This window comes from Verrucomicrobiia bacterium, assembly GCA_026414565.1.
Classification (GTDB): Bacteria; Verrucomicrobiota; Verrucomicrobiia; order Limisphaerales; family Fontisphaeraceae; genus Fontisphaera.
In genome coordinates this window covers 1-12,737 of sequence record JAOAIT010000041.1, presented here as the reverse complement: position 1 = coordinate 12,737, position 12,737 = coordinate 1, and the positions used below count along the sequence as shown (strand labels likewise).

Genomic DNA, 12,737 nt, shown 5'->3' with positions numbered 1-12,737 from the left:
GACGCGGTTCAGACATCGGGTTTGCGGCTTAATTCCCGGATGCGCGACCACAGGGGGCGCAGGTCATCATCCTTGAGCGCCATGGCCATAAGGCAGGTGGTGTCGGCAGTGACTTTGAGCGCCTGGCGCCACCATTGCCAGGCTTCTTCCAGCCGCCCCATTTGAGCGGTGTAGCAGGCCAGATTGTAATGGACTAGATCCAGTTCGGGAAATAGACGGGCGGCGGGGAGCAGGGCGTTGTGGGCTTTTTCCAGGCCCCCGCCCCGAATACGGCGCAAGGCGTAGGCCTGGTGGATGTACCCCATCGGCTCGGTGGGGAGGCATTGAATCTCCTCCCGCGCGATGGCCAAGGCCTGCTCCCAATCGGCGAGGTCATGAGCAACCCGCCAGCGCAGTTCAAGGATCACCGGATGACGCTGGAAAGGAGGGGCGATCCGCTGCAGCTCGGCTTGGGCTTCGTTGGGCAGACCCAACTCCAGCCAACCGAGGGCGGCATTGGCCAGCATGACTTCCGCTGGAGGCAGCGTCCTCATAGAAATAGCATAAGCCGGGGGTGCAGGTTTTGCAAAGCAGGCCGGGCGCCTCGAACCGGGCTGGGAGGAAGGGTAAGCGTAACTGGTGCTTGGTGGCTTGGGGTTTGGTGATATATTGCAGAAGAGAAGATTATTAAAACAACCAAACATGCATTTATGCGCAAATACGAGCAAACGGACGTTTTGGTCGTCGGGGCCGGCCCGTGCGGCATGGTGACGGCGTTGACCCTGGCCCGGGAGGGAGTGCCCGTCATGGTGGTGGACCAGGAGTGGCGCCGGGCCGCCCGCAGCTATGCCTGCGCCCTGCATGGCCGCTCCTTGCGTCTGCTGGCCGACCTGGGGCTGGGAGGCGAACTGCTCAATCTGGGCTGGCGGATTGAGCGGCAGGTGTACTACGTGCGCCAGCAACAAGTGGGCGTGGTGCGGCTCGACCAGCTCGGCGGCGGGTATCCTTATGTGCTGGTCATCCCCCAAAGCGAACTGGAAGGGCTGTTGGAGCGGGCCTTGCGCCAACAACCGCAGGTTCAGTTGCTCTGGAATCATCGTCTGGCCAGTCTGGTGCCGGAAACCACCGAGGTGCTCAGCACCATCGAAAAACTGGTCGAAAGTGCCACCGGTTACATCGTGCCCACGTGGGACTGGGTGGTGAAGGAAAGTTTTTTGAATCATGCCAGTTACGTTGTGGGCGCCGACGGCCATCATTCCTACGTGCGCCGGGCGATGGGCATTGAATGGCAGGCAGGGACCGCGCCGGAGACCTATGAAATTTTTGAATTCAGCCTGCCGTCTGAGGCCGGGCATGAAGCCCTGGTGGCCTTGGAGGAAAATGGCGCGGCCTATTACTGGCCGCTGGGGCCGGATCGCGGCCGCTGGGCTTTCCCTAAAAGCGCGCGTCTGGAAGAAGATCACCAGCCGAAGGTGCGCGAGCCGGTTCAGGTGGTGCACCGCGGGCCGCAGGATGCGCTGGTGAGCCAGTTGACGGAATTGCTCAAACAACACGCGCCCTTCTTCAAAGCACAGCCGCAGGAGGTGATCTGGCACGGCCAGGTGCGGTTTGAACGGCGGGTGGCCCGGCGGTTTGGCGTGGACCGCTGCTGGCTGGCCGGCGATGCCGCCCATCAGACCGGGCCGGCCGGCATGCAAAGCATGAACGCCGGTCTGCTGGAGGCGCAGGATTTGGGCCGGCGTCTGGCCCGGGTTTTGCGCCAGCAAGGGGGCCGGGAATTGTTTGAGGAATATCACCAGCAACATCACCGCGCCTGGCAGGCGCTGCTCGGATTAAACGGCGGTTTGCAGGCCGGCCCCAACGCCGAGGGATGGGTCAAACAGCACCTCCCTCGCTTGCAGGCCTGCCTGCCGGCCCTGGGAGAGGATCTTGTGCACCTGGGCGCCCAGCTCGGGCTGGCGTGGCATGGTTGAAAATGCCGGTCCCCCGTGCCGCCCATGAAAGAAACCGGGGTGCGCATCACAAGGGCCATGCCCAGGCGGAATGGCTTGCCAGAGCCTGGCTGCTGGCGTTGAATGCAAGCCATGCAACCTTGGCACTGTAATTTTGTACAGGCGGCTGTCGTGCTGGCCGGTTTGAGTCTCTCCCCTGCCCCGCTTTTGGCCCAAACCTCCCCGCCCTTGGCGGAAGACGAAGTCCGCCTGCTGGCGGAAACGGACGCGCGCATTCAAAAAGCACGGACGGCCCCGCTGCAAATCAAGGTGGTGAATGCCCAGGGCAAACCGCTGGCCCGCACGGAGGTCAAGGTCGAACATCTCCGCCACGACTTTTATTTTGGCGCCGGTTTCGATCCCCGTCTCCGTGAGCGCCCGGACGAAACGGAGGTGGACCGGCGGCATCGCGAGCATTTTCTGCGGCTGTTCAACTACGCTACGGTGCATCTTTACTGGGGCGGATATGAGCCGCAAAAGGGGCAGCCGCAGAGTGCGGTGCGCCTGCAATACATCCAATGGCTCAAAGAAAAGGGCCTCACCCCGCGCGGGCATCCGGTGTTCTGGAATCAGGACAACGTACTGCCCCGCTGGATGATGCAAGACCAGCCCGAACCTGCCGCCATGCGGGCGCTTATGGATGAACGCCTGCGCGAGATGTCCGCGACCGTTTTGCCCGCACTGGCGGATGCGGACATTTTCAACGAGGTGGTGCAGTGGGAGCGGTTCACCAACAATCCCATGACCCGGCTGATGCAGGCCGAAGGCAAAGTCGCTCTCGTGGCGCATTACTTAAAAGAGGCGCGCCGGCTGAATCCGCAACTGAAACTGGTGGTCAATGATTACGATCGTTCAGCCGCCTTTACGCGCTTCGTCGGCGAGCTGATCAAGGCCGGAGCGCCGGTGGACATCATCGGCCAGCAGAGCCACATGCACGATGGGCCGTGGACCGTGCGGCAAACGTGGGAGATTGTTGAACGCCACAGCACGCTGGGACGCCCCGTCTTGTTCACGGAATTAAGCGTGCTCAGCGGACCGCGGCGTAAAATTGACTGGCGCTCGCGCGCCACTGACTGGCACACCGATCCCGAAAACGAGGCGGTGCAGGCCAATTATCTGGAGCAGTTTTACCGCCTGCTATTCAGTCATTCCAACTGCATCGGCATTGTCGTGTGGAATTATTCGGATCGCGGGGCTTGGCTGGGCGCGCCGGTGGGTCTGCTGCGGCCGGACGGCACGCCCAAGCCCGCCTACGAAAAGCTGGACCACCTGATCAATCATCAATGGCGCACCCGCGGCACCTTCACCACCGACCCGGAGGGCCGGCTGACCCTACCTGCGGCTTACGCAGGGGAATACCGCCTGACTGTGGGCGGGCGGGTCACCAACGCCTGGCACCGGGTTGCCCAACCCCTGCAAATCACCTTGCGCCAATAAAGCAGGGCCGCTTATTTGCGCTGCCTGAGGGTTTGGAACAAATCAAACGCTTCGGCAGGTTTCAAGTGATCATGCACCACGCCCCGGACGGCCTGGATCATGGCCACGGGATCTTCGGATTGGAAAACATTGCGGCCCATGTCCACACCGGCGGCCCCCTGTTGAATGGCCTTGTAAGCGAATTCCAGCGCCTTTTCTTCAGGCAGCTTCTTGCCGCCGGCAATCACGATCGGCACCGGACAGGAGGCTGTGACCTTGTCAAAGTCCGGCTCGCAGAAATAGGTTTTGACAAAAGTGGCGCCATTTTCCGCGCAAATTCGGCAGGCCAATGACAAATAACGGGCGTCACGGGTCAGTTCCTTGCCCACGGCGGTGACGCCGAGGGTGGGGATGCCATACTTGGCGCCCAGATCCGCGGTGGTCACAAGATTGCGGATGGTCAGGGCTTCAAACTTGCTGCCGATGGCCGCCATGACGGCCAGCGCCGAGGCGTTCAAGCGAACCGCGTCCTCGATGTCCAACAGGCACTCGTCGTTGAGCTCCGTGAGCACGGTGGAGCCGGCGGAATACCGCAGCGCAATGGGCTTGTTGCTGGCCGGCGGCACGATGCTGCGCAAGGCCCCGCGCGTGCACATCAAGCAGTCCGCATAAGGAATCAGCGGGGTGATGGTAAGGTCCATGCGCTCCAGCCCGCTCGTTGGCCCCATGATGTAGCCGTGGTCAAAGGCCAGCATCACCGTGCGGCCGGATTTGGGGTTGAAGATGCGCGCCAGGCGGTCTTTCATCCCCCAGTCCACATGGTCGAGCCCTTTGAGGAAAAAGGGATGGCGTGGCACGGGAATGCCGATGCCATAGTCTTTGGCCGATAACGTGTTCTCCTGGTCTGCCATAAGGTGAGGTCAGTTAAGGTTGATTGATTACAATGTTACGCGATGGGATCGGACTACGGTTTCAGGCCGTCGCTGAATCCCTTGAAAATCAGGGATACCGATACAGCTCCCGGATCGGGATGGCCAAGGACGCGATCGCCCAAGTTGCGGGCGCGGCCGAATTTGGCACGCATGTTTTTGGTGGCATCAGCCCCCTGGGCGGCAGCGGCTGCAGCCTGCGCCAACGCGGCCGGGATGCCGCCCGTGGGGTCCGCGGCCTTCAAAGCCTCCAACGCCGGCAGGAAGGCATCCATCATGGTTTTGTCGCCCACCTTGGCGCGGCTTTGGCGGGCAAGTTTGTTGATGCCGGCCTCGAACATGGCCACCATGGCTGCGTGGTCCAGCTCCGTCCGGCCGGCCACCGCCTCACTCATGCCCAGGAACAGGGAGCCCAGCAGCGGACTGGTGGAACCGCCATCGCAGCCCATCACCGCCCAGGCGACTTTGGACAACAATTCCTGGAAAGTAGGCGCGCCCTCCGCCACGGTACGCTCCACGGTCTCCATGGTGCGCAAGATCGTGGTACCGTGATCGCCGTCGCCGATGGCGCTGTCCAGTCGCGAGAGCATCTCGTGGTGGGCCCGAATCTGTGCCGCCGCCGCCTGCAACATGGCCCCCAACTGCGCAAGGTTGATTGTTTCCATCGTTACAACTCCTGCCGGCTGCTTTTATTCCCTCAAAGAAAAAGGCCTGGCCGCACTAAGCCTTTGGTCATGGAGAGCTTGATTGGCTGAGCCACGGTGGTGGTCAGGGCCTCGTCCAGGCCGGCGTATGGCAGGGTGCCTGATAGTAGTGCAATAGCTCGTCATCCATTTTCGCGACGAACATCTGGAACCCCGCCATTTCCTGCACCGTGAGGAACTCGCCCACTTCCGCGGCGGCGAGCTGAAGGCCGCGCGCATCCAGCAGTTTCTTACAGGCGCGCAACACGATATACAGCTCCATCAAGGTGGTGGCGCCGCTGCCGTTCAAAATCAACAGCAGGCGATCGCCCTGACGGGCTTTAATCGCCTCCAGCAGCCGTGTGAGCATCATCTCGGCGGTCTGGTCAGCGGTCATGATTTTGCAAGGTCCCGTGCCCGCCTCGCCATGCTGCCCCATGCCGATTTCCATCTCATCATCTGCCAGCTCAAAAATGCTCTGGCCGGTGGCCGGGTGCGTCGCAGTTTTCATCGCCACGGCCAGGGTGGCCATGTTTTGATTGAAGCGCTCCGCCAAGGTGTAAACGTCCTCCAGACTTTTGCCGGCCTCGGCGGCCGCCCCGGCAATCTTGTACAGCGGCAGGGCCCCCACCAGTCCGCGGCGGTCTTCCGCCGGCGCATCCGCGCCGGGGGCGATGTCCTCATGCGTCAGGATCATTTTGTACCGGATGCCCTCCTTGTCGGCCATTTCCATGGCCATGTTGGCGCTCATGACATCGCCGGCGTGATTGAGCACCACAAACAAGATGCCGGCATCGCGCCTGGCCAGGCGCAGGGCCTCAATGACTTTGGGCGGTCCCGGCGCCGCAAAGATGTCGCCCACCACGCTGAAATCCAACATGCCTGGACCCACAAAGCCGCTGAGTGCCGGCTCATGCCCCGCCCCGCCGAGCGTCACCAGCGCCACCTTGTTCTGCGGCTTGGGCTGGGCGCGGCAGACGATTTTTTCGGAAACCAGTTTCACCAGGTCGCCGTGGGCAATGACAAACCCCTCGAGCAATTCCGGGGTAAGGTTTTTCGGGTTGTTGATAAATTTTTTCATGGCCATAAGAACCTCCTTTTCAGGATTTGAACTCCAGATATTCCACGGGCGCCTCTTCATCGAGCACAAAGGCCACGCGCACCCCCGGCAGCGGCTCAAACGGCGGCCAGATCACCTGTTTGCCGCGCAGCGCCTCCTCCAGATTGTCCACCGTGTAGGCCACGTGCGCCTTCGTCTTCATCACTTCCGGGAAAGGGCACCCTGGCTCCGGGCGCACCCACTCGATGCGATGCGGGTTTTTCCCGGCGTCGGTGATGAAGAGCTTGACGCTTTCCAGATAGATTTCATCCGGGCGTTTTTGGGCGGTGGGCATGCCGATATGATGGAATTCCTTTTGCATAAGGCTTCAGTGGGGGATGGGGGGGTATGGGTCGGTTGAAGGTGGGGATCAGAACTTCACATTGGGATTAGTAAAGCGCAGCCCGTCGTTGTCGTGAAAAGAGGCGTATTCGCTGACGATGCCGCCGGCAGGGCCGCCCATCATAAAGTGCTTGGCCGTGGGCCGGTTCAGGGTGAGCAAATCGCCCGCCACCACCTCGGTGCAACGGCGCACCGTGATGTACTTTTCCTGACTTTTCGGCAACACCACCCCGGCCGGAATGTCGCCGCCGGTTTCCCCGAAGCAGTACACACTGCCATGGCGCACGTGCCAGCTTTCCATCTTGGGCCTGGCCCTGGCGGTTTCCACGTGGGCATGCTCCACAATCATCTGGCCCGGCAGCAGGTAAATTTCGTGCGCAAAGTAGTTGTGCTCCTGCGAATTGATCCAGAACACCCCCCCCATGCCCACGTGCACAAAGTCGCCCAGGCCAAAGTCCGTCACCCAGAAGTCCGTGGCCCACTTTTTGGCGTGCTCGATGTGCATGTCATAGCCATGGCGCTGCATCATGTCGAAATAAGCCGCTTTGGCTTTTTCCGGCAGGAACTTGCCGCTTTTATCGTAGAAGTCGGCGTTGGAGTACTTGGGGAGTTTCACGGTTTTGGTTTTCATAGAGGTTTGGGCTGCGTGGGCCAGACTGCCACTAAGCGCGGCGGCGCCGGCGGCTGCGGCCATCAGTTTGAGGTGAGTTCTGCGATTCATGCGTTGATGTGAGTTGGTTGGGGTTGAGTTGGCCGTTAAAACTTAATCCAGCACGGCCACGCGGAAGCCCACGTTGTACACGCGCTGCCACGCCGGATAATCCAGACGCGAGGAAGCCCGCGATTCCTTGGGCCGCTCGGCCCAGGAGCCGCCCCGCACGACTTTCCGGGTTTGGGCGGTCACAGTTGCAGCGGGCGCCGGGGTGTAGGGATAAGGCCGGTAGTCGTCCAGAGTCCACTCGGCGACGTTGCCGATCATGTCGTGCAACCCCCAGGCATTGGGACGGTAGCGGCCGCACTCAGCCAGATGCAGCACTCCATCATTGAAACGGGCATCCTTGGGCACAAAATCCCAAAACTTGTCCGGGTTGGGTATGGGTTGGGGGTCCACCCCCTGCACGGCCAACTGGCTGATGGTGGCGTCTGCCAGATTGGCAAACGGGGCAAAGTCCGTGTTCAAATCTCCGTAGTACATGGGGGACGCCGTGCCAGCCCGGCAGGCCCATTCCCATTGCGCCTCGGTGGGCAGCGTGACCCGTTTGCCGGTGCGCGCCGAGAGCCAGCGGCAAAAGGCCATGGCCTGCTCCCAGGACACCCGGATGACCGGCAGGTTGGGCGCGTCCATAAGATAACCCGGCTTGACCTGATCTTTGTAATGCATGTCGTAGTAACCGTTTCGATGCTGCGGATCAAATTGTTGATATTGCGCCAGGCTCACTTCCATTACGCCCAGCCAGAAGGGCCGTTCAATTTTGACCACAGTCATCGGATATTCATCCGCCTCGCCCTGCACATCGCCCATTGGAAATTCGCCTGCTGGAATGCGCCGGCAGACAATCGCCTGGCCCCCTCCCAAATCGAGTCGTAGTTCCGAGGTGCCCAGTTGCGCCTGCCGGGTTTTGGCCTCGGCCTCGCTGAAGGGCCAGCCGGCCAGGGTCACGGGCGCCGGCCGCGGCGGCATCGGCGGGGGCATTTGAAAGGCCGGGCGGGGCGGTGAGGGATTGGGGATTTCCTCAATGTCTTCGTGGACATTGGCATATTTTATCGCGGCCTCCCGCCGCCGCTGCGCAAAGTTGGACGGGATGCTGCCCGCCTCGTGAAAGGTGCCGTGGGCCGGCACATTCAAGTCAATCCAGGTAATCAGACGATCCCACGCCTCCGCATCCAGACGCACATTGTAATGCCCCTTGCGCAACATCTGCACCAGCCGGCTGGTGTCGGCGTGAAACTCCAGGGGAGTCAGCACATGATAATCCCCTTCCGGGCCGTTGCGGCGCACGAAGGGATGCAGGTTCAAATAGGATACCGGCAGCCGCGCCCCGACGGTGGTCCGCACGATTTGCGTGTCGGCAAGATTGGGCCGCGCGGGGTCTTTGCCATCATGGCAACCCGAGCAATAGCGATCCAGCACCGGCTGGACCTCCCGCAGGAAACTGAATCCACGCTTGGGACCGTGCCACGGCGTGGGATCCACCGGTGTGCTGCGAGCCGCGAGAGCATTGCGCAGGGTGGAGCTCTGATTCTGCCGCTCATGACAGCCGCCGCAGGAAACATACTCGCCCGGCATTCCCACAAACCAGCTCCGCATCTGCTGGAGCGCCTTGCCTTCGGCGTCCAGCGGTTGGATGGCCAACGGCGTGTTGGCGGGCACGTTGAACAAAGCCGAGCCATCAGGCTGCACCGGCACGGTGCCAATCAGGCGCCGCACGTCCCAGCCCCCTTCCATGCCGATGAAATAATGCCCGCCCATGTTGCGATAGGAATATTCATACTGAAACAACCGCAGGCTTTTCACCGTGCCCGGCGGCACGCCTTGCAAACCATCGCCCTGGTACACATTGTGCAGGTACACCACGGCATTGGTGGCGCCGGGCCGCACCTTGTCCTGGATGATGGGCGGCCGCTCCGTTTTGCGCAGGGGCACCGGCTCGAACAGCGCATAGCCCGGCTCCTGGCGCAGCAACAGCAGGTTGTTGAAAATATCCACCAGATAAATGCCCCACAGCGCCTGCGGGGTGGGCTTGCAGGCCACCAGAAAATGTTTGTCGCTCAACGGAAACGGATGCAAAAACTTCGGCCACGAGCCATCCACCAGCGCATCCTTGATCTCCGCTTTGACCGGCTTGCCGTACCCCGGAATGCGCTGGATTGCCCCGGCGTCGCTCTGCCGCCCGCGCGCCGCGTCAAACAACACCAGCTCGCCCATGCGCGGCACCCCATGATGCCCGCTCACAATGCCCACAAATTTCGTCGCGCTGCCCGGCAGGGGCCGCGCATAAAACAGCGAGTTGGGCCAGTAGGAATTGCTGCCATAGAACTCCATCTGTCCTGTGCCGTCCGGATTCATGGACATGAGCACGCGGCTGAAATAATGGGCGCTGTCCGTGTATTCCCAGCGCAGGTACATCACCCGGCCGTTGGGCAGCATGACCGGACACCAGTTGTTATCCTGGTCAAAACACAGCCGCCGGATGTGCCGGCCGTCCGGTGTCATGAGATGCAGGTTGGCCACATAGTCCGCGCCGCCCACACAAGGCACGCCGGTGAAGGGAGTGGTGGCATCAAAGATGATCCGATCGTCCGGCAGATAAATGGCATCATAACTGTCAATGTCCGGCTCGTCCCCCGGGGTGACCTGCCGCAGGCCGGTGCCGTCCACGTTGATCTCGAAGACCTGCCAGCGCCCGTGCGAGCCAATGGAGGAAAAGAGCAGTTTCTGGCCGTCGTAATGCAAATCCACATCGCCCACGAAAACATCATTGGTGGGCTTGTACACCCGCCGCAACGCCGGCAACTCCTCGCGCACGTTCATCCGCACCAGTTCATTTTCCATGCGCGGATTCAGGCTGCTGTTGCCCTGCCAGTTTTGTGGCAGGCCCAGGTTGCCCTCGCGCCGCTTGATGAGCAGGATTTCCTGAAAATCTATGGCTGGATTGGCCAGCAACGCTCTTCGCTCCAGGGCGCGGTAGTGTTGCACCGCCTGCAAGGCGCGACGCTCGCCGGCGGCCAGGGCTTCTTTGAGTTTTGGCAGCCCCTGCTCGAAACGCTGCAACTCCGCCAACACCGCCGCGCCTTCGCGGTATTTCTCCCCATGGGTCCTTTGCAAGTCCTCCACCGCCAGCCGCAGGGCGGCCGGACTCAAGCGATCCACCTCGGCCCTGGCCTGCTCGAACGCATCCACTTCCTCCGCCAGCCCCAGCCATAGCGTGAGCCAGGCCGGATTGTCGGGCGCGGCCTTGGACTCCACCAGCGATTGAAACTGCTGCCGGGCCGCCTCCACTTCTTTGAGTCGCTTAAGCAAACCAATGATGACCTCCTGCTCCACCGTGGTGTTGTCCGCGTTGCGCAGCCAGCGGGCCGGCTGGCCGTACCTGGCAAACAACGCCATCTCCCGCGGATACCGGCTGGCCAGCCCGGCCAGGATCGCCGTCGGCGAGGTGACCCCGCTTTGATAGTAAAAACCGCAATTCCCCGTGCGGTTGTAGATTTTGAACAACACCGTGTTGGTGCCCGGTCTGAGTTGCACATTCACCACATCCTGATCCGGGGCCGCGCCCCGCGGCACATCACGCGACAACACCTTCTCCCCGTTGAACCAAAACTCGCAGCCGTCGTCGCTGCCCAGGCTGATCCGCAGCGGCCCCGCCGTCCTGGCCACCAGCGTGCGATAGAAATACGTGGACATGCTGTTGCCTGCGCGCAAATCATTCACCACCCCGTTGGGATAATCCTTCACCTGCCAAAGTCGCCGCTTGCCATCTTCTGTGCGCGCTTCGAGGTTGATCTCCTTTTCGGGAAACAACGCCTCGCCAAAAGATTTAGCCGGCAGCGGCCCGGTGGTGAACCAGGGCGATTCTTGAACCGCGGTTTTTTCCAGCGCGGCCTTGCGTTGCGCCAGCAAGGCTTCCGCCCAGCCCGGGGCCGCCGCCTGGATTCCGACGGCCAGCCAGCTTAAAAGCATCGCCCCCACCATCCATTTGACCCGCAGTATCTTATTCATGTCCGTGCTGCCCTTGGCCGTCGCTCCTGCCGGAGGCGGCAATCCACCCAAAGCCCAGGTGCTGCGACACCCGCCGGGCCTGCGCCATCACCTGCGCCGCCACCTGGGGAAAATCTGTTTCCCGCAACCGATCGGCCGGGCCAGTGGTCCACAAGGCTGCCACGGGGTAGCCGTGACGATTCAAAACTGGCGCCGCCACACAATGAATGCCGGTCAACTGCTCCTGCCGGTCCACAGCATACCCGAGCCGCGCCACCTGCATTAGCTCGGCTTGTAATGCTTGGACGTTGCTCAAGGTGCGCTCATTGAATTTTTCGTACTTGATTTTCCACAACACCCGGCGGCGCTCCTCCTCGGGCAAAAACGCGAGCATCGCCTTGGCTGGCGCAGCCGTGTGCAGGGGCAGATGCGTGCCCAAATCCACCGAAAACTTGAACGGATGCGCACCCAACACCTGGCCCAGCACCACAAACGCATCCCCCGCCAGCGTGCCAATCAGTACCGTTTCTTTCACCGCGTCACGCAACACCTTGGCCGCGTCCATGGCCACGCTCAACCAATCCTCCTCGGCTAAAACCCGGCTGCCCATCGCCAGCAACTTGGGGCTTAAGCGCACCGCCTTGCTCTCCTCGTCGCGCTGCACATATCCATAGGCCGCCAGTGTCAGGGTGATCCGATAAACACTGGTGGCCGGACAGCGCAATCGGGCCGCAATTTCGCGTTGTGTCAATCCTTCCGGATAGTCGAGCAATAGCTCCAGAATCTTCAGGCCCCGCTCCAGATTCGGCACCTGGTAGCGGGACATCCTGCCGGCAACAGCCGGCCGCTGGACGGGGCGGTGGCCCATGCTTTTACTTATGAAATTGTATTTCGCAGGTGAAATTAAGAACCTCGGCGGTTCCTGTCAATCATAGATTTACTTTGCTTATGTTGCATCCCTCCTCCGGACCGAGTCCCGATCTTGGGATGGCGGGGCCTGGTTGTCGCGCCAAACTCTTCAGTCTCTCGCCTGCCACTCAGGGATTGCAGGAATTGCCAATGTCCCTGCCAGCGGCTCACAGACGTGCCAAAGCCAAAAGCCCTCACCCAATTAAGCAGGATGCCCATTGCAACTGAATCGTGCTTGAGCAACTCAGCTTTCGTCCTCCTCCTGGCCCGCACCTAGCCCGTATTGCATTTTGCACTTTGCCTTCTCCTAAATGGACTTGCAGAGAGGATGGCTCTGGGGGTTATTGATCGCAGGTGAGGCGGAAGTGAATGCAAACGTGGGAAACCTTCGGCACGTTTGGGGCAACGAAGGAGGCAAATAGTTTCTTGAATAATTTATTTCAACTGAGCGCTGGATGCCACAGAGGCGGGTTGTGGGCAACACTCATCCCCGGTGGAGGGACATAACCCCCATGTCCACGTGGCTATCGGCAAGACACACGAGGGGTGTTCAATCCCGGCGGATGAGGTCCACCAGTTCGCGGCGGTGGTTATAGACGCGGGCTTCCAGCGGCAGGTGGCCGGGCAGGCTGTGCGTCGCGCATCCCAGGCACGGATCATACGCCCGAAACGCCATCTCCACCTTGTTCA

At 61.4% G+C, this 12,737-nt stretch carries 10 protein-coding genes; 2 read left to right on the top strand and 8 right to left on the bottom strand.

Annotated features, from left to right (window positions below):
- Nucleotides 1-8 precede the first annotated feature (8 nt).
- Entirely contained in the window at nucleotides 9-533 is a 525-nt protein-coding gene (locus N3J91_09385) for a hypothetical protein (GenBank protein ID MCX8156643.1), read from the bottom strand.
- A gap of 156 nt (nucleotides 534-689) precedes the next feature.
- On the opposite strand from N3J91_09385, the gene N3J91_09380 reads away from it, so the two are divergent.
- Nucleotides 690-1,952 carry an FAD-dependent monooxygenase gene (locus N3J91_09380; protein MCX8156642.1) on the top strand — a complete coding sequence of 421 codons (1,263 nt, stop codon included), beginning with the start codon at nucleotides 690-692 and terminating at the stop codon, nucleotides 1,950-1,952.
- 111 nt (nucleotides 1,953-2,063) lie between these two features.
- Complete coding sequence (locus tag N3J91_09375) at nucleotides 2,064-3,407, top strand: endo-1,4-beta-xylanase (protein MCX8156641.1); 1,344 nt, start codon at nucleotides 2,064-2,066, stop codon at nucleotides 3,405-3,407.
- An 11-nt stretch (nucleotides 3,408-3,418) separates the two neighbouring features.
- Here N3J91_09375 and lsrF read toward each other — a convergent pair whose 3' ends face one another.
- From lsrF to N3J91_09340, 7 genes are all read right to left on the bottom strand, one after another.
- Nucleotides 3,419-4,297 carry a 3-hydroxy-5-phosphonooxypentane-2,4-dione thiolase gene (lsrF, locus tag N3J91_09370; GenBank protein ID MCX8156640.1) on the bottom strand — a complete coding sequence of 293 codons (879 nt, stop codon included), beginning with the start codon at nucleotides 4,295-4,297 and terminating at the stop codon, nucleotides 3,419-3,421.
- Nucleotides 4,298-4,350: 53 nt separating this feature from the next.
- On the bottom strand, nucleotides 4,351-4,980 hold the full coding sequence (gene dhaL, locus N3J91_09365; protein ID MCX8156639.1) for a dihydroxyacetone kinase subunit DhaL: 630 nt from the start codon (nucleotides 4,978-4,980) through the stop codon (nucleotides 4,351-4,353).
- Nucleotides 4,981-5,083: 103 nt separating this feature from the next.
- On the bottom strand, nucleotides 5,084-6,085 hold the full coding sequence (locus N3J91_09360) for a dihydroxyacetone kinase subunit DhaK (protein MCX8156638.1): 1,002 nt from the start codon (nucleotides 6,083-6,085) through the stop codon (nucleotides 5,084-5,086).
- A gap of 13 nt (nucleotides 6,086-6,098) precedes the next feature.
- The gene (locus N3J91_09355) at nucleotides 6,099-6,419 is read right to left on the bottom strand and encodes a VOC family protein (GenBank protein ID MCX8156637.1); all 321 of its coding nucleotides are present in this window, start codon (nucleotides 6,417-6,419) and stop codon (nucleotides 6,099-6,101) included.
- Nucleotides 6,420-6,467: 48 nt separating this feature from the next.
- Nucleotides 6,468-7,070, bottom strand: coding sequence for a hypothetical protein (locus tag N3J91_09350; GenBank protein ID MCX8156636.1), 603 nt, complete (start codon nucleotides 7,068-7,070; stop codon nucleotides 6,468-6,470).
- A 132-nt stretch (nucleotides 7,071-7,202) separates the two neighbouring features.
- Nucleotides 7,203-11,159 carry an SUMF1/EgtB/PvdO family nonheme iron enzyme gene (locus tag N3J91_09345; GenBank protein MCX8156635.1) on the bottom strand — a complete coding sequence of 1,319 codons (3,957 nt, stop codon included), beginning with the start codon at nucleotides 11,157-11,159 and terminating at the stop codon, nucleotides 7,203-7,205.
- Nucleotides 11,152-12,006: an IclR family transcriptional regulator gene (locus N3J91_09340; GenBank protein MCX8156634.1), complete on the bottom strand. Its 855-nt coding sequence runs from the start codon at nucleotides 12,004-12,006 to the stop codon at nucleotides 11,152-11,154. The genes N3J91_09345 and N3J91_09340 overlap by 8 nt, the downstream gene beginning before the upstream one ends.
- Nucleotides 12,007-12,737: the final 731 nt, after the last annotated feature.

What these genes read in the sequence shown, in the direction of transcription:
- N3J91_09385 (MCX8156643.1), bottom strand. Translation starts at nt 533, where the DNA reads ATGAGGACGCTGCCTCCAGCGGAAGTCATGCTGGCCAATGCCGCCCTC.
- N3J91_09380 (MCX8156642.1), top strand. Translation starts at nt 690, where the DNA reads ATGCGCAAATACGAGCAAACGGACGTTTTGGTCGTCGGGGCCGGCCCG.
- N3J91_09375 (MCX8156641.1), top strand. Translation starts at nt 2,064, where the DNA reads ATGCAACCTTGGCACTGTAATTTTGTACAGGCGGCTGTCGTGCTGGCC.
- lsrF (MCX8156640.1), bottom strand. Translation starts at nt 4,297, where the DNA reads ATGGCAGACCAGGAGAACACGTTATCGGCCAAAGACTATGGCATCGGC.
- dhaL (MCX8156639.1), bottom strand. Translation starts at nt 4,980, where the DNA reads ATGGAAACAATCAACCTTGCGCAGTTGGGGGCCATGTTGCAGGCGGCG.
- N3J91_09360 (MCX8156638.1), bottom strand. Translation starts at nt 6,085, where the DNA reads ATGGCCATGAAAAAATTTATCAACAACCCGAAAAACCTTACCCCGGAA.
- N3J91_09355 (MCX8156637.1), bottom strand. Translation starts at nt 6,419, where the DNA reads ATGCAAAAGGAATTCCATCATATCGGCATGCCCACCGCCCAAAAACGC.
- N3J91_09350 (MCX8156636.1), bottom strand. Translation starts at nt 7,070, where the DNA reads ATGAAAACCAAAACCGTGAAACTCCCCAAGTACTCCAACGCCGACTTC.
- N3J91_09345 (MCX8156635.1), bottom strand. Translation starts at nt 11,159, where the DNA reads ATGAATAAGATACTGCGGGTCAAATGGATGGTGGGGGCGATGCTTTTA.
- N3J91_09340 (MCX8156634.1), bottom strand. Translation starts at nt 12,006, where the DNA reads ATGGGCCACCGCCCCGTCCAGCGGCCGGCTGTTGCCGGCAGGATGTCC.